This is a genomic window from Chromobacterium alkanivorans (genome assembly GCF_016937655.1).
Classification (GTDB): Bacteria; Pseudomonadota; Gammaproteobacteria; order Burkholderiales; family Chromobacteriaceae; genus Chromobacterium; species Chromobacterium alkanivorans.
In genome coordinates, this window is record NZ_JAFHKL010000004.1 from 138,417 (window position 1) to 155,691 (window position 17,275).

Annotated in this window: 31 protein-coding genes; 3 read left to right on the forward strand and 28 right to left on the reverse strand. The window is 57.6% G+C overall.

Features of this window, described 5'->3' with window-relative positions; translation table 11 throughout:
- Positions 1–63: 63 nt before the first annotated feature.
- Genes JW897_RS08630 through JW897_RS08640 form a run of 3 tightly spaced genes read left to right on the forward strand, consistent with a single transcriptional unit; the run spans position 64 to position 3,240 of the window.
- Positions 64–1,443, forward strand: a complete 1,380-nt coding sequence (locus JW897_RS08630) for an aminotransferase-like domain-containing protein (protein WP_275899855.1) — start codon at positions 64–66, stop codon at positions 1,441–1,443.
- A 35-nt stretch (positions 1,444–1,478) separates the two neighbouring features.
- Positions 1,479–2,276 (forward strand): MOSC domain-containing protein, encoded by a 798-nt coding sequence (locus tag JW897_RS08635; protein WP_205465834.1) that lies wholly within the window; start codon positions 1,479–1,481, stop codon positions 2,274–2,276.
- 52 nt (positions 2,277–2,328) lie between these two features.
- Positions 2,329–3,240, forward strand: a complete 912-nt coding sequence (locus JW897_RS08640; protein ID WP_048413705.1) for a glutaminase — start codon at positions 2,329–2,331, stop codon at positions 3,238–3,240.
- Positions 3,241–3,354: 114 nt separating this feature from the next.
- Here JW897_RS08640 and rplQ read toward each other — a convergent pair whose 3' ends face one another.
- The 28 genes from rplQ to rpsJ all read right to left on the reverse strand — a co-directional run bounded on the left by rplQ (position 3,355) and on the right by rpsJ (position 17,271).
- A complete protein-coding gene (gene rplQ, locus JW897_RS08645) occupies positions 3,355–3,750 on the reverse strand; it encodes a 50S ribosomal protein L17 (RefSeq protein ID WP_048411916.1) in 396 nt (131 codons plus the stop codon).
- Between the two features lie 25 nt (positions 3,751–3,775).
- Entirely contained in the window at positions 3,776–4,759 is a 984-nt protein-coding gene (locus JW897_RS08650; protein WP_039755788.1) for a DNA-directed RNA polymerase subunit alpha, read from the reverse strand.
- Between the two features lie 23 nt (positions 4,760–4,782).
- A complete protein-coding gene (rpsD, locus tag JW897_RS08655; RefSeq protein ID WP_043594097.1) occupies positions 4,783–5,403 on the reverse strand; it encodes a 30S ribosomal protein S4 in 621 nt (206 codons plus the stop codon).
- 18 nt (positions 5,404–5,421) lie between these two features.
- On the reverse strand, positions 5,422–5,817 hold the full coding sequence (gene rpsK, locus JW897_RS08660) for a 30S ribosomal protein S11 (protein ID WP_008955659.1): 396 nt from the start codon (positions 5,815–5,817) through the stop codon (positions 5,422–5,424).
- A gap of 19 nt (positions 5,818–5,836) precedes the next feature.
- Positions 5,837–6,199 (reverse strand): 30S ribosomal protein S13, encoded by a 363-nt coding sequence (gene rpsM, locus JW897_RS08665; RefSeq protein ID WP_048411917.1) that lies wholly within the window; start codon positions 6,197–6,199, stop codon positions 5,837–5,839.
- 70 nt (positions 6,200–6,269) lie between these two features.
- Complete coding sequence (rpmJ, locus tag JW897_RS08670) at positions 6,270–6,383, reverse strand: 50S ribosomal protein L36 (RefSeq protein WP_011137711.1); 114 nt, start codon at positions 6,381–6,383, stop codon at positions 6,270–6,272.
- Positions 6,384–6,645: 262 nt separating this feature from the next.
- Positions 6,646–7,965 carry a preprotein translocase subunit SecY gene (gene secY / locus JW897_RS08675; RefSeq protein WP_039755684.1) on the reverse strand — a complete coding sequence of 440 codons (1,320 nt, stop codon included), beginning with the start codon at positions 7,963–7,965 and terminating at the stop codon, positions 6,646–6,648.
- 11 nt (positions 7,966–7,976) lie between these two features.
- Positions 7,977–8,408 carry a 50S ribosomal protein L15 gene (gene rplO, locus JW897_RS08680; protein WP_048413704.1) on the reverse strand — a complete coding sequence of 144 codons (432 nt, stop codon included), beginning with the start codon at positions 8,406–8,408 and terminating at the stop codon, positions 7,977–7,979.
- Positions 8,409–8,411: 3 nt separating this feature from the next.
- A complete protein-coding gene (gene rpmD / locus JW897_RS08685; RefSeq protein ID WP_011137715.1) occupies positions 8,412–8,597 on the reverse strand; it encodes a 50S ribosomal protein L30 in 186 nt (61 codons plus the stop codon).
- Positions 8,590–9,108 carry a 30S ribosomal protein S5 gene (rpsE, locus tag JW897_RS08690; protein ID WP_043594101.1) on the reverse strand — a complete coding sequence of 173 codons (519 nt, stop codon included), beginning with the start codon at positions 9,106–9,108 and terminating at the stop codon, positions 8,590–8,592. Before rpsE ends, rpmD begins: the two co-directional genes overlap by 8 nt.
- 13 nt (positions 9,109–9,121) lie before the next feature.
- Positions 9,122–9,475 (reverse strand): 50S ribosomal protein L18, encoded by a 354-nt coding sequence (gene rplR, locus JW897_RS08695; protein ID WP_048411919.1) that lies wholly within the window; start codon positions 9,473–9,475, stop codon positions 9,122–9,124.
- Positions 9,476–9,488: 13 nt separating this feature from the next.
- Positions 9,489–10,022 (reverse strand): 50S ribosomal protein L6, encoded by a 534-nt coding sequence (gene rplF / locus JW897_RS08700; RefSeq protein ID WP_019104496.1) that lies wholly within the window; start codon positions 10,020–10,022, stop codon positions 9,489–9,491.
- Between the two features lie 9 nt (positions 10,023–10,031).
- Positions 10,032–10,427: a 30S ribosomal protein S8 gene (gene rpsH, locus JW897_RS08705; RefSeq protein ID WP_019104495.1), complete on the reverse strand. Its 396-nt coding sequence runs from the start codon at positions 10,425–10,427 to the stop codon at positions 10,032–10,034.
- A 14-nt stretch (positions 10,428–10,441) separates the two neighbouring features.
- A complete protein-coding gene (gene rpsN, locus JW897_RS08710; RefSeq protein WP_081546296.1) occupies positions 10,442–10,747 on the reverse strand; it encodes a 30S ribosomal protein S14 in 306 nt (101 codons plus the stop codon).
- A 4-nt stretch (positions 10,748–10,751) separates the two neighbouring features.
- Complete coding sequence (gene rplE, locus JW897_RS08715) at positions 10,752–11,291, reverse strand: 50S ribosomal protein L5 (RefSeq protein WP_019104493.1); 540 nt, start codon at positions 11,289–11,291, stop codon at positions 10,752–10,754.
- Positions 11,292–11,301: 10 nt separating this feature from the next.
- Positions 11,302–11,616, reverse strand: a complete 315-nt coding sequence (gene rplX / locus JW897_RS08720; RefSeq protein ID WP_048413703.1) for a 50S ribosomal protein L24 — start codon at positions 11,614–11,616, stop codon at positions 11,302–11,304.
- A gap of 9 nt (positions 11,617–11,625) precedes the next feature.
- A complete protein-coding gene (gene rplN / locus JW897_RS08725; RefSeq protein WP_019104491.1) occupies positions 11,626–11,994 on the reverse strand; it encodes a 50S ribosomal protein L14 in 369 nt (122 codons plus the stop codon).
- Between the two features lie 203 nt (positions 11,995–12,197).
- On the reverse strand, positions 12,198–12,461 hold the full coding sequence (gene rpsQ, locus JW897_RS08730; protein WP_043594104.1) for a 30S ribosomal protein S17: 264 nt from the start codon (positions 12,459–12,461) through the stop codon (positions 12,198–12,200).
- Between the two features lies 1 nt (position 12,462).
- Entirely contained in the window at positions 12,463–12,651 is a 189-nt protein-coding gene (rpmC, locus tag JW897_RS08735) for a 50S ribosomal protein L29 (RefSeq protein ID WP_011137725.1), read from the reverse strand.
- Complete coding sequence (gene rplP, locus JW897_RS08740) at positions 12,651–13,067, reverse strand: 50S ribosomal protein L16 (RefSeq protein ID WP_019101458.1); 417 nt, start codon at positions 13,065–13,067, stop codon at positions 12,651–12,653. Before rplP ends, rpmC begins: the two co-directional genes overlap by 1 nt.
- Positions 13,051–13,752, reverse strand: a complete 702-nt coding sequence (rpsC, locus tag JW897_RS08745) for a 30S ribosomal protein S3 (RefSeq protein WP_048413702.1) — start codon at positions 13,750–13,752, stop codon at positions 13,051–13,053. Before rpsC ends, rplP begins: the two co-directional genes overlap by 17 nt.
- A gap of 10 nt (positions 13,753–13,762) precedes the next feature.
- Positions 13,763–14,092 carry a 50S ribosomal protein L22 gene (rplV, locus tag JW897_RS08750; protein WP_019099946.1) on the reverse strand — a complete coding sequence of 110 codons (330 nt, stop codon included), beginning with the start codon at positions 14,090–14,092 and terminating at the stop codon, positions 13,763–13,765.
- A gap of 9 nt (positions 14,093–14,101) precedes the next feature.
- A complete protein-coding gene (rpsS, locus tag JW897_RS08755) occupies positions 14,102–14,380 on the reverse strand; it encodes a 30S ribosomal protein S19 (protein WP_019099947.1) in 279 nt (92 codons plus the stop codon).
- Between the two features lie 6 nt (positions 14,381–14,386).
- On the reverse strand, positions 14,387–15,220 hold the full coding sequence (gene rplB, locus JW897_RS08760) for a 50S ribosomal protein L2 (RefSeq protein ID WP_082158849.1): 834 nt from the start codon (positions 15,218–15,220) through the stop codon (positions 14,387–14,389).
- Positions 15,221–15,231: 11 nt separating this feature from the next.
- Complete coding sequence (gene rplW, locus JW897_RS08765; protein WP_019100830.1) at positions 15,232–15,540, reverse strand: 50S ribosomal protein L23; 309 nt, start codon at positions 15,538–15,540, stop codon at positions 15,232–15,234.
- Positions 15,537–16,157 carry a 50S ribosomal protein L4 gene (rplD, locus tag JW897_RS08770; protein WP_048413700.1) on the reverse strand — a complete coding sequence of 207 codons (621 nt, stop codon included), beginning with the start codon at positions 16,155–16,157 and terminating at the stop codon, positions 15,537–15,539. Before rplD ends, rplW begins: the two co-directional genes overlap by 4 nt.
- Positions 16,157–16,801, reverse strand: a complete 645-nt coding sequence (gene rplC / locus JW897_RS08775; RefSeq protein WP_107797928.1) for a 50S ribosomal protein L3 — start codon at positions 16,799–16,801, stop codon at positions 16,157–16,159. Before rplC ends, rplD begins: the two co-directional genes overlap by 1 nt.
- 158 nt (positions 16,802–16,959) lie before the next feature.
- Complete coding sequence (gene rpsJ / locus JW897_RS08780) at positions 16,960–17,271, reverse strand: 30S ribosomal protein S10 (RefSeq protein ID WP_011137734.1); 312 nt, start codon at positions 17,269–17,271, stop codon at positions 16,960–16,962.
- Between the last annotated feature and the right edge of the window lie 4 nt (positions 17,272–17,275).

Below are 17,275 nucleotides of genomic sequence, written 5' to 3' on the forward strand. Positions count from 1 at the left end.
TCTCAACGGACAGGCCCAATATCAATGATGCTCAAATAACGCGCAATGGCCAGCCTGAATCTTATGCCTGCGGATGGCATTACATTGGTGGAAAACATCGTTAATTCAGCTATTTCCGCCATCCAATGCGGCCAGTGGCGCAACGGTGCAAAAATCCCATCTATTCGCAGAATGGCCGGGGAGCTGGGCGTCAGCCCATTCACCGTGGTCGAGGCCTACGATAGGCTGGTGACCCTGGGCTATCTGGCGGCGCGGCCGGGCTCCGGCTTTTACGTGGAGGCGAGGCGGGAAAGCCGGCCGCCCGAACTGCCCGCCGCGCCGCGCGTCTGGCCGGTGGACGAATACTGGCTGCTGCGCAAGATTTACCAGCAGGACGCCAATACCCTGTTCGCCGGCTGCGGCTGGCTGCCCTCGCACTGGTACGACGCCGAAGCCCAGCAAAAAGCGCTGCGGCAACTGGCCCGCGACGCCGTCGCCGCGCCCGGCTACGGCGACCCCAAGGGCTTTCAGCCCTTGCGCGAGCATCTGGCCGACCGGCTGGCCGAACGCGGCATCCCGGCCCGCGCCGACGACATCGCGCTGACCCAGGGCGCCAGCCGCGCGCTGGACATGGCGGCCTGCGCGCTGCTGCAGGCCGGAGACACCGTGCTGGTGGACGATCCCGGCTATTGCAATCTGCTGTCCTGCCTGGCCTTTCGCGAGTTCAAGCTGGTGTCGGTGCCGTGGACCGAACACGGGCCCGATCTCGAAGCGCTGCGCGCGCTGCTCCGCCAACACCGGCCGCGGGCCTTCTTCACCAATCCCTGGCTGCAAAACCCCACCGGCGCCAGCTACTCGCCGTCCGTCGCCCACCAGGTGCTGCGGCTGGCCGAGGAGCACGATTTCCTGATCGTGGAAGACAATGTTTCCGCGGACTTCGCCGGCGGCCGCCAGCCCGCGCTGGCGGCGCTGGACGGGCTCAAGCGCGTGCTCTATATCGACAGCTTCTCCAAATCGCTGTCGCCGGGGCTGCGCGTCGGCTATCTGTGCGGCCCGTCCGAGCTGCTCGAGCGCATCGTCCACTACAAGATGATGTCCGGGCTGACCTCGCCGGAACTGAACGAGAGGCTGGCGCTGGAACTGGTGTCGGAGGGCCGCTATCGCCGCCAGCTGGAGCGGCTGCGCGCGCGGCTGGCCGAAGCGCAGGCGCAATGCCAGCAGCTCTTCCTCGAACACGGCTGGCAGTTGTTCGCGCGGCCGGACAACGGCCTGTTCCTGCTGGCCCGGCCGCCCGGGGAGCTGGACGCCAGGCAGTTGGCCGAACAGGCGCAGCAGCACAAGATCCTGCTCGCCCCCGGCCATCTGTTCCGCGCCTACGGCATGCCCTCGGACTGGCTGCGCTTCAACGTCGCCTTCAGCCAGGATCGTCGGCTGTGGGATTTTCTGAGTTGCCCGCCACAGTGATAACATGCCGTAACCACAGCTTAGCGGAGCCCTCCATGCAACTTGTCGAAATGTTCGTCCATCCGTTGAAATCCTGTCGCGGCCTGTCCTACAGCCGCGCCTTCGCCGGCAAGCAGGGCCTGCTTCATGACCGCGAATGGCTGCTGGCCGGCGACAACGGCCGCTTCTTCACCGCCCGCTCCCACCCGCAGCTGGTGCGCGTGGAGGTGGATCTGATACCCGGCGGCGCGCTGTTCAAGTTCCCGGACAAGGCGCCGGTGCTGGCGATGAGCACTCAATACCAGCAAGAAGCGCCGGCCACGGTGTGGAAGGACAACTTCGCCGCCTATCACGGCGACGCCGCCGTCGATCGCTGGTTCGGCGAAGTGCTGGGCGAACCCTGCCGGCTGCTGTGGCTGGGCATGCGCTCCAACCGCCGCTTGAAGGACCGCGACCACGAGATGTCCTTCGCCGACGGCTATCCTTATCTGCTGGTGAACCAGGCCTCGCTGGACGCCCTGAACGACGAGCTGGACCAGCCGGTATCGCTGCGCCATTTCCGCCCCAATCTGGTGGTCAGCGGCGATTACGCCTGGGAAGAAGACGATTGGAAGGTGGTGCAGATCGGCGAGGTGGTGTTCGACGTCGCCAAACCCTGCTCGCGCTGCGTGCTGACCACAGTGGACCCGGACACCGGGATCAAATCGCCGGAACAGCAGCCTCTGCGCACCCTGGTCAGCATCCGCACCTTGCCGGAAGGGGTCTGTTTCGGCGTCAACCTGGTGCCGCGCAATGAAGGCGTGCTGGAGTTGGGCGCCGAGTTCAGCGTGCTGGAAACCCGCTACGAATTCTGATTTTCCGACGCCGGTTCGCCGGCGTTATTACCGATTTATGCTGAATAGATTCATGAATTTGCAAGAACTGCTCGATCAAATCCACGGCGAAGTCGCCGCCTATTACGGCCAGGGCCGCGTCGCCGACTACATCCCGGCGCTGGCCGAGGTGCCCCCTCGCCAGTTCGGCATGGCCATCACCACCCTGGACGGTCAACACTACCGCTGCGGCGACGCCGCCGTGCCCTTCTCCATCCAGAGCATTTCCAAGGCCTTCATGCTGGCGCTGACGCTGGAAGCCGACGGCGAGGAACTGTGGCGCCACGTTGGCAAGGAGCCGTCCGGCAATCCGTTCAACTCGCTGGTGCAGCTGGAGTACGAGGACGGCGTGCCGCGCAATCCCTTCATCAACGCAGGCGCCCTGGTGGTCACCGACCGCGCCGTCAGCCATTTCGAAGACGCCCACGGCGCGCTGCTGGCCCGCCTGCGCCAGGAGTCGGGCAACGCCACGCTGTGCGGCAACGCCCGCGTCGCCGAATCCGAGCGCGCCCACGGCCACCGCAACGCGGCGCTGGCCCATTTCATGAAAAGCTACGACAACCTCGACAACGAGGTGGAGACGGTGCTGCAACAGTATTTCAACAGCTGCAGCATCACGATGAACTGCGTGGAATTGGCCAACGCCGGCCTGTTCCTCGCCAACCACGGCATCACCCGCGACGGCCGGCAATCGCTGAGCCGCAGCCAGGCCAAGCAGATCAACGCGGTGATGCTGACCTGCGGCACTTACGACGCCGCCGGCGAGTTCGCCTACCGCGTCGGCCTGCCGGTGAAAAGCGGCGTCGGCGGCGGCATGCTCGCCATCATTCCCGGCAAGATGAGCATCGCGGTATGGAGCCCGGAGCTGGACGGCAAGGGCAATTCGGTGCTGGGCCTGGAGGCGCTGGACCGCTTCACCACCCGCACCGGCTTGTCGATTTTTTAGGCCGTTCTCCCGCCAGGCCGCCGGACAGGAAAAAACCCGCTCAAGGCGGGTCTTTTCTTGTCCAGCAATGAAAAAAGCCAGGCTTGCGCCTGGCTTTTTCCTCAACTTCGTCGATTACTCGGCGGAGTTGTCTTCAACCGCTACGGCATCTTCCGGACGGTCCACCAGCTCTACCAGAGCCATCGGGGCGTTGTCGCCCTTGCGGAAACCGTACTTCAGGATACGCACATAGCCGCCATTGCGGGCGGAGAAGCGCGGGCCGAGAACGTCGAAGAGTTTAACCACGATATCGCGGTCACGAGTGCGGTCAAACGCCAGACGACGGTTGGCGAGAGACGGCTTTTTGCCGAGCGTGATCAACGGCTCGGCCACACGACGCAGTTCCTTGGCTTTCGGCAGCGTGGTCACGATCACTTCGTGCTTCAGCAGCGAGTTGGCCATGTTACGCAGCATCGCCAGACGATGGCTGGTCGTGCGGTTCAGTTTACGATTACTGTAACGATGACGCATTGTTAATGTCCTTTTATCTCAAACCTTACGGCTTTTCGAGGCCAGCAGGCGGCCAGTTCTCGAGTTTCATTCCGAGAGTCAGGCCTTTGGAAGCGAGAACTTCCTTGATCTCGTTCAGCGACTTGCGGCCGAGGTTCGGAGTCTTCAGAAGCTCGGTTTCAGTACGCTGGATCAGATCGCCGATGTAATAAATGTTCTCAGCTTTCAGGCAGTTGGCCGAACGAACCGTCAGTTCAAGATCGTCTACCGGACGCAGCAGGATCGGATCGATCGGCGGCGCCTTTTCAACGACTTCTTCAACCGCTGTGCCTTGGAGATCGGCAAAGATCGACAGTTGATCCATCAGAATACGGGCAGCGTTGCGCACTGCCTGTTCCGGCTCGATCACGCCATTGGTCTCGATGTCGAGAACCAGGCGGTCGAGGTCGGTACGCTGCTCAACACGGGCGCTTTCCACAGCGAAGCTCACGCGGCGAACCGGCGAGAAGGAAGCGTCCAGTTGAATGGTACCGATGGAACGGTTGTCTTCATGATTGGATCGAACCGACACCGGCTGATAGCCGCGGCCTTTTTCGATCTTGATCTCCATGTCGATCTTACCGCCAGAGGAGATGTGACAAATCACGTGGTCCGGATTGATCACTTCCACATCGTGCGGCAGTTCGATATCGCCAGCCAAGACAGCGCCTTCGCCGTCCTTTTTCAAGGACAGCACAACACTGTCACGACCATGCAGCTTAAGCACTACGCCCTTGAGGTTGAGGAGGATGTCAACGACATCCTCGCGCACGCCATCAAGTGCGGAATACTCATGCAAAACGCCAGCGATAGTCACTTCGGTCGGAGCATAGCCCGGCATCGACGACAGCAGAATCCGGCGCAGCGAGTTACCCAGAGTATGAGCGTAGCCGCGCTCGAACGGCTCCATCGACACACGAGCGTGAGTGGCGGAAACCGGCTGAACGTCGATAAGACGAGGTTTCAGAAATTCCGAAGCGCTGTTTTGCATAGTCATTCCCTAAGAGCTAGCGATTACTTGGAGTAGAATTCCACAACGAGTTGTTCGTTGATATCGCTAGACAGTTCGGAACGTTCCGGAGCGGATTTGAAAGTGCCTTCCATTTTCTTGGAGTCAACCAGGACCCAAGACGGGAAACCACCCTGCTCGGCCAGAGCCAGACCTTCTACGATACGGGCCTGCTTCTTGGCTTTTTCACGGACGGACACTACGTCACCGGCTTTAACCTGGTAGGACGGAATGTTCACAACCTGGCCGTTCACAACGATAGCCTTGTGGCTAACCAGCTGGCGCGCTTCGGCGCGAGTGGAGCCAAAGCCCATGCGATATACAACGTTGTCCAGGCGGGCCTCGAGCAGCTTCAGCAGGTTTTCACCCGTGGAGCCCTTGCGACGCACAGCTTCCGCAAAGTAATTGCGGAACTGGCGCTCGAGTACACCGTAAATACGACGGATCTTCTGCTTTTCACGCAGTTGCACACCGTAGTCAGACAGGCGGCTCTTACGAGCGCCATGCTGGCCCGGAGGGCTATCCAGTTTGCACTTGGAATCCAGTGCACGACGCGCGCTCTTCAGGAAAAGGTCAGTGCCTTCACGACGAGCGAGCTTACACTTAGGGCCGATATAACGTGCCATGTTCTCACACTCTCCGAATTAGATACGACGTTTTTTGGGCGGACGGCAACCGTTGTGCGGTACCGGCGTCACGTCGGAGATGCTGGTGATCTTGAAACCCAGCGCGTTGAGTGCGCGAACAGCGGATTCACGACCCGGACCCGGGCCCTTGATACGAACTTCGAGGTTCTTCACACCGTATTCTTGGGCAACTTTACCAGCGTGCTCTGCAGCTACCTGAGCGGCAAAGGGTGTACTCTTGCGCGAGCCCTTAAAACCAGCGCCGCCAGAGGTAGCCCAAGACAATGCATTGCCTTGACGGTCGGTGATCGTGATGATGGTGTTGTTGAACGAAGCGTGCACGTGCACGATGCCTTCGCTAACAGACTTGCGCACTTTCTTGCGTACACGAACTGCTGTGTTTGCTTTAGCCATTATCTGTTGTTCCTATTAATTACTTCTTGCCGGCGATCGCCTTACGCGGACCCTTACGAGTGCGAGCGTTAGTGCGAGTGCGCTGACCGCGGCACGGCAGGCCACGACGATGGCGGAAGCCGCGATAGCAGCCCATGTCCATCAGACGCTTGATGCTCATGGTGACTTCACGACGCAGATCACCTTCAACGGTGAACTTGGCGACTTCGTCACGCAGAGTTTCCATTTCAGCGTCAGTCAGATCCTTCACTTTCGTGGAAGGGTTCACGCTGGCAGCAGCACAAATCTGCTGGGCGCGAGTCTGACCGATGCCGAAAATTGCCTGCAGGCCGATAACGGCATGCGCATGATTGGGGATGTTTACCCCTGCAATACGGGCCATACTCTTTCCTTAAGCCTTAAGACCTTGAAAAGTTTGCGATTGTAACACGCAAATCGAGGTCTAACAAATGTTAGCCTTGTTTTTGCTTGTGACGCGGATCCGTGCAAATCACGCGAACTACGCGATTGCGACGAATGATTTTGCAGTTGCGGCAAATCTTCTTTACCGAAGGCTGTACTCGCATGTCAGTTCCTTTCAATCCTCTAAAAGAGCAAGTGCGTTATTTCGCACGGAACACTATCCGGGACAAGCAGGACCGAGGGGAAAGCCCCTCGCTCCAAGCGGCTGTCAGACTGGATGCGAATGCCTTCGCAATCGCACCCCGCCTGAAGTGCCCGGTTACCACGTGTCCATTCACAAGCAAAACTCCGAAGCGAACTTCGGAATTTCGCACTGCATCTGGATGGTGTCTTCCTTAGCCAATAACCCAGCGTGAGCTCAAGTTGTCAGCGCGTGAGCGCGTTGCCTTTGAAGTTGGCCTTCTTCAGCAAGCTCTCGTACTGATGCGACAGCACGTAAGACTGTACCTGCGCCATGAAATCCATGGTTACCACCACGATGATCAGCAGCGAAGTGCCGCCGAAGTAGAACGGAACGTTCCACTTCAAGATCAGGAATTCCGGCAGCAAGCAGACCAGTGTGATATAGATCGCACCAATCAGCGTCAGCCGCAGAATGATCTTCTCGATGTATCGGGAAGTCTGCTCACCTGGACGAATACCCGGGATGAAGGCACCGCTCTTCTTCAGGTTGTCAGCCGTTTCCTTCGGGTTGAACACCAACGCCGTGTAGAAATAGCAGAAGAAGACGATGGCCGCCGCATACAGCAGCACGTAGATCGGCTGTCCGGGATGCAGTTTGTCTGCAATGCCCTTCAGCCAGCCCATGTGCTCGCCCTGACCGAACCAGCCGAGAACGGTGGCCGGGAACAGGATGATGCTGGACGCGAAAATCGGCGGAATCACCCCCGCCATGTTGAGCTTGAGCGGCAGATGCGTGCTCTGGCCCTGCATGACGCGGTTACCGACCTGACGCTTGGCGTAGTTCACCAGGACTTTGCGTTGGCCGCGCTCGGCGTACACCACCACATAAGTCACTACGATCACTCCGACAAACAGCACGACGGCAAACAGGATGGGCAAAGAACCCTGACTGGTCAGAGTCAAGGTCTTGCCGATCGCAGCCGGAACGCCAGCGGCGATACCCGCGCAGATGATCAACGAAATACCGTTGCCAATCCCGCGCTCGGTGATCTGCTCGCCCAGCCACATGAGGAACATGGTGCCGGTTACCAGCGATACGACTGTCGTCAGGTAGAACTCCCACTGCGGAGTCACCACCAGGTTAGGCTGCTTGTACAGCATCACCGCAATGCCGAAACTTTGGAAAGTCGCGAGCAAAACGGTGGCGTAACGTGTGTACTGGGTTATCTTACGACGTCCCGCATCGCCCTCCTTCTTCAGCTGCTTGAGGCTCGGAAGAACCTCGGAGGCGAGCTGAAGAATGATGGAGGCCGAGATGTACGGCATGATGCCGATGGCAAACACCGTAAACCTCGAGAGGGCGCCGCCCGAGAACATGTTGAACATGTCGAGCAGGCCCGTCTGCGATGAGTGGAACAACTTCGCTAGCTCGGCAGGGTTGATACCCGGAACCGGAATGTGAGCACCGATGCGATAAACGATCAGGGCACCAATCAGGAACCAGATTCGACGCTTGAGATCACCAAACTTATTGGCATTTGCCACTAGAGAAGTATTCGCCACAGATTATTGCCTTATTCTACGCTGCCGCCGGCAGCTTCGATGGCGGCGCGAGCGCCGGCGGTTACGCCAACGCCGCGCAGTTTTACTGCGCGCTCAATCTTGCCGGACAGCACCACCTTGGCGGAAGTCACCTGGATGGAAGCCAGACCAGCTTGCTTGAGAGAGAGCAGGTCGATTTCATCAACCGGCAGCAGGTTCAGTTCGGACAGGCGAATCTCGGCAACCTTGCCTGCGTTCAGCGACTTGAAGCCGCGCTTCGGCAGACGACGTTGCAGCGGCATTTGACCGCCTTCGAAACCAACCTTGTGGAAACCACCTGCACGGCTCTTCTGACCTTTGTGACCGCGGCCACAAGTCTTGCCCAGGCCGCTGCCGATGCCACGGCCTACACGGCGCTTGGCATGCTTGGCGCCGGCACCCGGCTGTACAGTGTTCAGCAGCATCTCTTAGCCCTCGAATTTCAACAAGTAGCTGATCTTGTTGATCATGCCACGGTTTTCAGGGGTATCGAGCACTTCAACAGTCTGGCGAATCTTCTTCAGACCCAGACCACGGGCGCAAGCCTTGTGAGACTCCAGGCGACCGATCAGGCTCTTTACCAGAGTGACCTTTACAGTCTTGGCGTTACTCATGGCTCACCCCCAGGATGTCCTCGACGCTCAGGCCACGCTTGGAGGCGATTTGCGCCGGGGTGTTGATGTTGCTCAGACCATCCAGAGTTGCACGCACCACGTTGTACGGGTTGGTGGAACCATGAATTTTTGCCGAGACGTTATGAACACCCATAGCATCAAAGATAGCGCGCATCGGGCCGCCGGCTTTCACACCGGTACCTTCTTTAGCGGGCTGGATGAATACAGTAGTAGCGCCGTGCTTGCCAACCACAGTGTGGTGGAAAGTGCCGTTTTTCAACGGAACCTTAACCATGTTGTGGCGAGCTTGTTCCATTGCCTTTTGTACGGCAACCGGAACTTCCTTGGAACGGCCCTTACCCATGCCGATTCCGCCATCGCCATCACCAACCACGGTCAAGGCGGAGAAAGCCATGATACGGCCGCCTTTAACCACTTTGGTGACGCGGTTGACGCTGATCATTTTCTCGACCAGACCGTCGCCACGATCTTCCGTTTCGTGTTTAGCCATTCTTCACTCCGAATTAGAATACGAGACCGTGTTCGCGAGCGGCGTCAGCCAGCGCTTTCATACGACCGTGGTATTTGAAACCAGAGCGGTCGAAAGCAACTTTCTCGATGCCAGCAGCTTTTGCTTTTTCAGCAATGCGCTTGCCGATCACGGCTGCAGTTGCCACGTTGCCGCCATTTTTGAGATCAGCGCGCACGTCGGCTTCCAGCGAAGAAGCGCTGGCCAGTACTTTGCTGCCGGTCTCATCAACGATCTGGGCATAAATGTGGCTATTGGTGCGATACACAGTGAGACGCACCATCTTGAGCTCCGCGATCCGGGCACGGGTTTTACGTGCGCGGCGGAGTCGAGCTTGTTTCTTGTCCATATCAGTGCCTCAGTTACTTCTTCTTGGTTTCTTTCAGAACCACAACCTCATCAGCGTAACGAACGCCCTTGCCTTTGTACGGCTCAGGAGCGCGGTAAGCGCGGATTTCGGCAGCCACCTGGCCAACGCGCTGTTTGTCAGCGCCTTTGATCAGGATCTCGGTCTGACTCGGGGTCTCAGCTTTAACGCCTTCAGGCATTTGATGAGCCACCGGGTGGGAGAAACCCAGAGACAGGTTCAGGGTGTCGCCTTGAGCCTGGGCACGATAGCCCACGCCTACCAGCTGCAGCTTCTTCTCGAAGCCTTTGGACACGCCGGTCACCATATTGTTCAGCAGCGCGCGCAGGGTGCCGGACATGGCACGAGCGAATTTGCTGTCGTTCTTGGCGGCGAATGTCAGTTGGCCGTTGTCCAGCTTGACATCTACCTCTTCGCACAGAGCGGTGCTCAGGGAGCCCAGGGCGCCCTTAACAGTCACTTCTGCAGCGCCGAACTTCACTTCGACGCCAGCCGGGATGACTACGGGATTCTTAGCTACGCGAGACATTTGACCCCCTTAAGCCACGACGCACAGCAACTCGCCGCCGATGCCGGCCGCGCGCGCTTTGCGATCAGTCATAACGCCTTTGGAGGTGGACAGGATAGCCACGCCCAAGCCATTCATGACTTTCGGGATTTCGGTGGAGCCCTTGTACACACGCAGGCCAGGGCGGGAAACGCGGTCAATGCGCTCGATCACCGGACGGCCAGCATAGTACTTGAGCTGGATATCGAGAACAGGCTTCTTCTCTTCGCCGGCAACGGCGAAGTCTTCGATGTAGCCTTCTTCTTTCAACACCTGCGCCAGCGCAATTTTCAGCTTGGAAGACGGCATGGAAACAGCCACCTTGGAAGCCATTTGGCCGTTGCGGATGCGGGTCAACATATCGGAAATAGGATCGTGCATGCTCATTTATGTGTCTCCTATTACCAGCTGGCCTTCACAACCCCCGGAATCTCGCCCTTCAGAGCGATTTCACGGAGTTTGTTACGACCCAGACCGAATTTGCGGAATACGCCACGCGGACGACCGGTAATGGCGCAGCGACGACGCTGGCGAACCGGGGAAGCATTGCGCGGCAGCTGCTGCAGTTGCAGGCGAGCTGCAAAGCGCTCTTCTTCCGAGAGGCTTTGATTGTTGATAGTCGCGATAAGGGCTTCGCGCTTGGCAGCAAATTTTGCAGCCAGCTTGACACGCTTCTCTTCGCGCTGAATCAGTGCAAGTTTTGCCATGTGCTTAACCCTTGAACGGGAACTTGAACGCGGCCAGCAAAGCGCGGGCCTCTTCGTCAGTCTTCGCGGTGGTGGTAACAGTAATGTTCATACCACGCAGAGCATCGATCTTGTCGTACTCGATTTCCGGGAAGATGATCTGTTCTTTAACGCCCATGTTGTAGTTGCCGCGGCCGTCGAAAGACTTGGCGGAAACACCACGGAAGTCGCGAACGCGCGGCAGCGCGATCGTCACCAGGCGGTCCAGGAACTCGTACATGCGTTCGCGACGCAGAGTTACCTTGCAACCTACCGGGTAGTGATCACGAATCTTGAAGCCTGCGATGGATTTGCGAGCGGTGGTGACAACCGGCTTCTGGCCGGCGATCTTTTCCAGGTCGCCCACGGCGAAATCCATTACCTTTTTATCGGCAACAGCTTCGCCCACACCCATGTTCACAGTGATCTTCTCAATGCGCGGGACTTGCATGATCGACTTGTAGCCGAACTGTTTCATCAGTTCAGGCACTACGGTGTCTTTGTAGAAATCGTAGAGACGTGCCATGTTTTGTTCCTTACGCGCCAATGACTTCGCCGTTGGACTTGAACACGCGTACCTTGCGGCCGTCTTCAAGAACCTTGAAGCCTACGCGGTCAGCCTTTTGGCTTGCCGGATTGAAAATGGCGACGTTCGATGCGTCAACAGGCATGGTCTTTTCAACGATGCCGCCGGCCACGCCACGCACCGGATTCGGCTTCTGGTGTTTCTTGGCGACATTCACGCCTTCAACAACCAGTTTCTCGTCCAGAACGCGCAGAACGGTGCCGCGCTTACCTTTGTCTTTGCCGGTGATTACTACGACTTCATCACCCTTGCGAATTTTGCGCATGCGATCTCCTTACAGTACTTCAGGAGCCAGCGAAACGATCTTCATGAAGCGCTCGGTACGCAGTTCACGCGTAACAGGCCCGAAGATACGAGTGCCGATAGGCTCAAGCTTGTTGTTGAGCAGGACGGCGGCATTGCCGTCGAACTTGATCAACGAGCCATCAGGACGACGCACGCCTTTGGCAGTGCGAACCACAACCGCGTTGTAAACGTCGCCTTTTTTGACGCGTCCGCGCGGTGCAGCATCCTTGATGGTCACCTTGATGATGTCGCCTACGCTTGCATAGCGACGCTTGGAACCGCCCAATACCTTGATGCACATAACGTGACGCGCACCTGTATTGTCAGCGACCTCAAGCATGGTCTGCATTTGGATCATGTGATGATTACCTTTCTAATCCAACTTTATCCGTCACTCTCACCTGCCGGTTTCTCGCATAAGAGCAAGACCAAACAGACGAAACGCCACAGAAACTGTGGCGTATCCAACGGCCAGTTTTGGACCCCGTAAGGGCGGAACTCCTACTCGATAGGAGTAGGAAGATGGCCATTATACAGGGAGCTTTCGCCCCCTGCAAGTCTTTACACCTGGCGGGATTTCTCTACCAGGGCAGTTACCACCCACGTCTTGGTCTTCGAGAGCGGACGGGACTCGCTGATAACAACGATATCGCCGGCCTTGAACTCGTTGTTCTCGTCGTGCGCGTGGAACTTCTTAGAACGACGGATAATTTTGCCGTAGATCGGGTGCTTTACTTTGCGCTCGACCAGTACGGTCACGGTCTTATCCATCTTGTCGCTGACTACGGTACCGGTCAGCGTACGTACCACTTTGGTTTCGCTCATCTTAAACTGCCTTTTCTTTCAGAACGGTGCGCACGCGAGCGATGTCGCGACGTACTTTCTTCAGTTCAGAGGTCTTGGCGAGTTGCTGAGTGGCGTGCTGCATGCGCAGAGCAAACTGGGCCTTCAAGAGGCTAAGCAGTTCCGCCTTCAGCTCGTCAACAGTTTTGGCTTTCAGTTCGGACGCTTTCATTACTGACCTACCTGTCTAGTTACAAACACAGTGGCGATCGGCAACTTGGCTGCGGCCAGACGGAAAGCTTCGCGAGCGAGTTCCTCGGAAACACCATCCATTTCATACAGCATCTTGCCAGGCTGGATTTCGGCCACGTAGTACTCCGGAGAGCCTTTACCCCCGCCCATACGAACTTCAGCAGGCTTGGAGGTGATCGGCTTGTCCGGGAAGATGCGGATCCAGATGCGGCCGCCACGTTTGATGTGACGGGTCATCGCGCGACGCGCAGCTTCGATCTGGCGCGCGGTCAGACGACCACGACCAACCGCCTTCAGACCGAAATCACCAAAGCTCACTTTGTTGCCACGAGTAGCGATACCCGTGTTGCGGCCTTTATGCTGTTTACGGTACTTGAGTCTAGTTGGCTGCAGCATTTCGAGCACCCTTTCTCGATTTCTTCTCGGTCGCTACCGGAGCCGGCTGAACTTGACCCGGCTTGAGCTCGCCCTTGTATACCCATACCTTGATGCCGATGATCCCGTAGGTGGTCTTGGCTTCGGAGGTTGCGTAGTCTACGTCTGCGCGCAGGGTATGCAGCGGCACGCGGCCTTCGCGGTACCATTCGCTACGAGCGATGTCGATACCGTTCAGACGGCCGGAGCTCATGATCTTGATGCCTTGAGCGCCCATGCGCATTGCGTTTTGCATAGAGCGCTTCATGGCGCGACGGAACATCACGCGCTTCTCCAGCTGGGAAGCGATGCCGTCGGCGATGATTTGAGCGTCCAGTTCCGGCTTGCGAACTTCTTCGATGTTCACATGCACAGGAACGCCCAGGCGCTTTTGCAGCTCTTGCTTGAGCAGCTCGATGTCTTCGCCTTTTTTACCGATCACAACACCCGGACGGGCGCTGTGGATGGTGATGCGGGCGGACTTAGCCGGGCGCTCGATGGTCACACGGCCAACCGAAGCGTGACCCAGACGCTTTTTCAGGAATTCGCGAACTTCGATATCCTGCTTCAGCATTTCCGGGAAGTTCTGCGAATTCGCGAACCACTTGGAAGACCAGTTTTTGTTAACGGCAAGACGGAATCCCGTCGGATGAATCTTCTGACCCATTTCTTACCCCTTAATTGCCAACGGTCAACGAGATGTGGCAGGTCTGCTTTTCGATGCGGTTACCACGACCCTTAGCACGGGCGGTGAAACGCTTCAGACTAGCGCCTTTGTCAACAAAGATGCCGGTGACACGCAGGGTGTCGATGTCGGCGCCTTCATTGTGCTCGGCGTTAGCGATGGCAGATTCCAGCACTTTCTTGATGATTACCGCGCCCTTCTTCGGGGAGAAGGCCAAGATATTCAGAGCCTGATCAACGGATTTGCCGCGGATCAGATCGGCCACCAGGCGGCATTTTTGTGCCGACAGGCGAACGCTTTTCAGATTTGCAGATACTCTCATCGCTTCACCTTATCTCTTCTTCGCCTTCTTATCGGCCGCGTGGCCTTTGAAGGTACGAGTCAGCGAGAATTCGCCCAGTTTATGGCCGACCATGTTTTCGGAAACATAAACAGGCACATGGGTGCGACCGTTGTGCACAGCGATGGTCAGACCAATGAAATCCGGCAGGATGGTCGAACGACGGGACCAAGTCTTGATCGGACGCTTGTCGCTGGTTGCCCGCACCGCATCTACTTTTTTCAGCAGATGCAGATCAACGAACGGGCCTTTTTTCTGCGAACGTGCCATTGTCAATTACCCTTTTTTGGAATAGCGACGGCGTACGATCATATTGTCGGTACGCTTGTTGCGACGGGTACGGAAGCCCTTAGTCGGAGTGCCCCACGGGCTAACCGGCACGCGGCCTTCGCCAGTACGGCCTTCACCACCACCGTGCGGGTGGTCAACCGGGTTCATGGCAACGCCACGAACGGTCGGGCGGATACCGCGCCAGCGAGTAGCGCCAGCCTTGCCCAGCTTGCGCAGGGAGTGCTCTTCGTTACCCACTTCACCAACAGTCGCTCGGCAATCAACGTGCACCAGGCGAATTTCGCCCGAACGCAGACGCAGCTGAGCGTAAGCGCCTTCGCGAGCCAGCAGCATCGCGGATGCGCCAGCGGAACGAACCATCTGGGCGCCCTTGCCAGGCTGCATTTCCACGCAGTGGATAGTGGTACCCACCGGGATATTGCGGATCGGCAGAGCGTTACCGGCCTTGATCGGAGCTTCCGCGCCGGACAACAGCTCGGCGCCGGCTTTCACACCGCGCGGGGCGATGATGTAGCGACGCTCGCCATCGGCGTAGCACAGGAGGGCGATGTGGGCGGTGCGGTTCGGATCGTATTCGATGCGTTCCACTTTCGCCGGGATGCCATCCTTGTTGCGACGGAAGTCGATGATGCGGTAGTGCTTCTTATGGCCACCGCCACGATGACGCGTGGTGATGTGACCATTGTGGTTACGGCCACCGGTGGAAGATTTCTTTTCCAGCAGGGCGGCGTGCGGAGCACCTTTGTGCAGGTCAGGGTTTACTACCTTGACAACGGCACGGCGGCCCGCGGAAGTCGGTTTTACCTTAACGATAGGCATGCTCTATCTCCTTACTCCGCTGCGGCCGGGGTAGCGGTCAGATCAATTTCTTGACCTTCCACCAGGCTAACGTAGGCCTTTTTCCAGTCACTGCGACGACCGATGGAACGGCCAAAGCGCTTAACCTTGCCCTTGACATTGACAGTGGAAACGCCTTCAACTTTTACATTGAACAGCATTTCAACAGCAGCCTTGATTTCCGGCTTGGTCGCATCTTTGGCAACGCGGAACGCCATTTGCTGGTTCTTCTCAGCAATCATGGTGCTCTTTTCGGAAACGATGGGAGCAAGAATTACTTGCAACAGACGTTCTTGATTCATGCCCACTGCTCCTCAAGTTGCTTCACAGCGTCGCGAGTGATCACGGTCTTCTTGAAGCGCAACAGGCTGTACGGGTCAGCTTGAACCGCTTCGATAACCAGCACGTTCGTCAGGTTACGCGAAGAGAGATAGAGGTTTTCGCTCAGCTCGCTAGTGATGAACAAAGCTTGCTCCAGGCCCATGGGCTGAACGGCGCCAACGAATTCTTTGGTCTTCGGGCTTTCAACGTTCAGTTCGTCAACCACGATCAGACGCTCGTCGCGGACCAGCTGCGACAGAATCGCGGCCATGCCTGCACGGAACATCTTGCGGTTAACTTTCTGGGTGAAGTTCTCGTCCGGCTTGTTCGGGAAGGCACGGCCACCACCACGACGGTTCGGGGTGGAAGTCATACCGGCACGAGCGTTACCAGTACCTTTCTGACGGAAAGGCTTCTTGGTCGAGTGCTTCACTTCAGCACGGGTCAGCTGGGCGCGGTTGGCGCTACGAGCATTCGCCAGGAATGCGGTAACGACCTGGTGCACCAGGGCTTCGTTGTACTCGCGGCCGAACAAAGAGTCGGACACTTGCAGGCTGCCAACAGCCTTGCCTTGGGTATTGATTACATTCAATTCCATCACGCACCTGCCTTCACGCTAGGACGAACGACTACGTCACCGTTCTTGGCGCCAGGAACAGCACCTTTAACCAGAATCAGTTGACGCTCGGCATCGACACGAACGATTTCCAGGCACTGCACGGTGCTCTTGACGTTACCGTATTGGCCCGCCATGCGCTTACCCGGGAAAACGCGGCCCGGATCTTGCGCCTGACCGATGGAACCCGGCGTGTTATGCGAACGCGAGTTACCATGGGAAGCACGGTTGGAAGAGAAGTTGTGACGCTTGATCACGCCGGAGAAGCCTTTACCTTTGGAGGTGCCGGTTACATCAACCAGTTGACCAACGGTGAAGATCTCAACAGCGATGGCATCGCCCGGCTTGAAGTTGGACAGATCGGAGGCGGTCAGAGGAAACTCGACCAGACCCAGACCTGCTTCAACGCCAGCCTTGGCGAAGTGGCCCGCGGCAGCCTTAACAACACGGCTGGCCTTTTTGGAGCCATAGGTAACCTGCACGGCATTGTAGCCGTCGGTTTCAGCAGTTTTGATTTGCGTGACGCGGTTAGCGGACATGTCCAGCACAGTTACCGGGATGGTTGCGCCATCTTCGGCAAAAATGCGGGTCATGCCGACTTTGCGACCGACAAGACCTAAACTCATGTTTATTTCCTTTTTCAGGCGCCGATTACGATTGACCGGCATAAAAAACACGACAGAAAAAACAAAAACGGACTCGCCAAAATGGCGAGTCCGCTAATGTATCACAGAAAATTCAAGAATCGCAAGAACTTAGCTCGCAAACCCTTGAACTTAAGCGATTACTGCAGCTTGATTTCCACATCAACACCGGCCGGCAGGTCGAGCTTCATCAGAGCGTCGACGGTCTTGTCGGTCGGATCCACGATGTCCATCAGACGCAGGTGAGTGCGGATTTCCAGCTGGTCGCGGGAAGTCTTGTTCACGTGCGGGGAACGCAGAACGTTGAAACGCTCGATTTTGGTCGGCAGCGGAACCGGGCCTTTAACAACGGCGCCGGTGCGCTTGGCGGTTTCAACGATTTCCTGAGCGGAGCGATCGATCAGGTTGTAATCGAAAGCTTTCAGGCGGATGCGGATTTTCTGGCTAGACATTAGA

What these genes read in the sequence shown, in the direction of transcription:
- rpsE (WP_043594101.1), bottom strand. Translation starts at nt 9,108, where the DNA reads ATGGCTAAACACGAAACGGAAGATCGTGGCGACGGTCTGGTCGAGAAA.
- rplV (WP_019099946.1), bottom strand. Translation starts at nt 14,092, where the DNA reads ATGAGAGTATCTGCAAATCTGAAAAGCGTTCGCCTGTCGGCACAAAAA.
- rpsS (WP_019099947.1), bottom strand. Translation starts at nt 14,380, where the DNA reads ATGGCACGTTCGCAGAAAAAAGGCCCGTTCGTTGATCTGCATCTGCTG.
- rpsC (WP_048413702.1), bottom strand. Translation starts at nt 13,752, where the DNA reads ATGGGTCAGAAGATTCATCCGACGGGATTCCGTCTTGCCGTTAACAAA.
- rpsN (WP_081546296.1), bottom strand. Translation starts at nt 10,747, where the DNA reads ATGGCAAAACTTGCACTGATTCAGCGCGAAGAGAAGCGTGTCAAGCTG.
- rpsH (WP_019104495.1), bottom strand. Translation starts at nt 10,427, where the DNA reads ATGAGCATGCACGATCCTATTTCCGATATGTTGACCCGCATCCGCAAC.
- rplN (WP_019104491.1), bottom strand. Translation starts at nt 11,994, where the DNA reads ATGATCCAAATGCAGACCATGCTTGAGGTCGCTGACAATACAGGTGCG.
- rplO (WP_048413704.1), bottom strand. Translation starts at nt 8,408, where the DNA reads ATGCTGCTGAACACTGTACAGCCGGGTGCCGGCGCCAAGCATGCCAAG.
- rplD (WP_048413700.1), bottom strand. Translation starts at nt 16,157, where the DNA reads ATGGAATTGAATGTAATCAATACCCAAGGCAAGGCTGTTGGCAGCCTG.
- rplX (WP_048413703.1), bottom strand. Translation starts at nt 11,616, where the DNA reads ATGCGCAAAATTCGCAAGGGTGATGAAGTCGTAGTAATCACCGGCAAA.
- rplB (WP_082158849.1), bottom strand. Translation starts at nt 15,220, where the DNA reads ATGCCTATCGTTAAGGTAAAACCGACTTCCGCGGGCCGCCGTGCCGTT.
- rpsM (WP_048411917.1), bottom strand. Translation starts at nt 6,199, where the DNA reads ATGGCCCGTATTGCAGGGGTAAACATCCCCAATCATGCGCATGCCGTT.
- rpsD (WP_043594097.1), bottom strand. Translation starts at nt 5,403, where the DNA reads ATGGCACGTTATATCGGCCCTAAGTGTAAGCTCGCTCGTCGTGAAGGC.
- rpsJ (WP_011137734.1), bottom strand. Translation starts at nt 17,271, where the DNA reads ATGTCTAGCCAGAAAATCCGCATCCGCCTGAAAGCTTTCGATTACAAC.
- rpsQ (WP_043594104.1), bottom strand. Translation starts at nt 12,461, where the DNA reads ATGAGCGAAACCAAAGTGGTACGTACGCTGACCGGTACCGTAGTCAGC.
- rplP (WP_019101458.1), bottom strand. Translation starts at nt 13,067, where the DNA reads ATGCTGCAGCCAACTAGACTCAAGTACCGTAAACAGCATAAAGGCCGC.
- rplF (WP_019104496.1), bottom strand. Translation starts at nt 10,022, where the DNA reads ATGTCTCGCGTAGCTAAGAATCCCGTAGTCATCCCGGCTGGCGTCGAA.
- JW897_RS08650 (WP_039755788.1), bottom strand. Translation starts at nt 4,759, where the DNA reads ATGCAAAACAGCGCTTCGGAATTTCTGAAACCTCGTCTTATCGACGTT.
- JW897_RS08630 (WP_275899855.1), top strand. Translation starts at nt 64, where the DNA reads ATGCCTGCGGATGGCATTACATTGGTGGAAAACATCGTTAATTCAGCT.
- JW897_RS08635 (WP_205465834.1), top strand. Translation starts at nt 1,479, where the DNA reads ATGCAACTTGTCGAAATGTTCGTCCATCCGTTGAAATCCTGTCGCGGC.
- JW897_RS08640 (WP_048413705.1), top strand. Translation starts at nt 2,329, where the DNA reads ATGAATTTGCAAGAACTGCTCGATCAAATCCACGGCGAAGTCGCCGCC.
- rplW (WP_019100830.1), bottom strand. Translation starts at nt 15,540, where the DNA reads ATGAATCAAGAACGTCTGTTGCAAGTAATTCTTGCTCCCATCGTTTCC.
- rpmD (WP_011137715.1), bottom strand. Translation starts at nt 8,597, where the DNA reads ATGAGTAACGCCAAGACTGTAAAGGTCACTCTGGTAAAGAGCCTGATC.
- rpmJ (WP_011137711.1), bottom strand. Translation starts at nt 6,383, where the DNA reads ATGCGAGTACAGCCTTCGGTAAAGAAGATTTGCCGCAACTGCAAAATC.
- rpmC (WP_011137725.1), bottom strand. Translation starts at nt 12,651, where the DNA reads ATGAAAGCGTCCGAACTGAAAGCCAAAACTGTTGACGAGCTGAAGGCG.
- rplC (WP_107797928.1), bottom strand. Translation starts at nt 16,801, where the DNA reads ATGAGTTTAGGTCTTGTCGGTCGCAAAGTCGGCATGACCCGCATTTTT.
- rplR (WP_048411919.1), bottom strand. Translation starts at nt 9,475, where the DNA reads ATGGACAAGAAACAAGCTCGACTCCGCCGCGCACGTAAAACCCGTGCC.
- rpsK (WP_008955659.1), bottom strand. Translation starts at nt 5,817, where the DNA reads ATGGCTAAAGCAAACACAGCAGTTCGTGTACGCAAGAAAGTGCGCAAG.
- rplQ (WP_048411916.1), bottom strand. Translation starts at nt 3,750, where the DNA reads ATGCGTCATCGTTACAGTAATCGTAAACTGAACCGCACGACCAGCCAT.
- rplE (WP_019104493.1), bottom strand. Translation starts at nt 11,291, where the DNA reads ATGGCACGTCTCTACGATTTCTACAAAGACACCGTAGTGCCTGAACTG.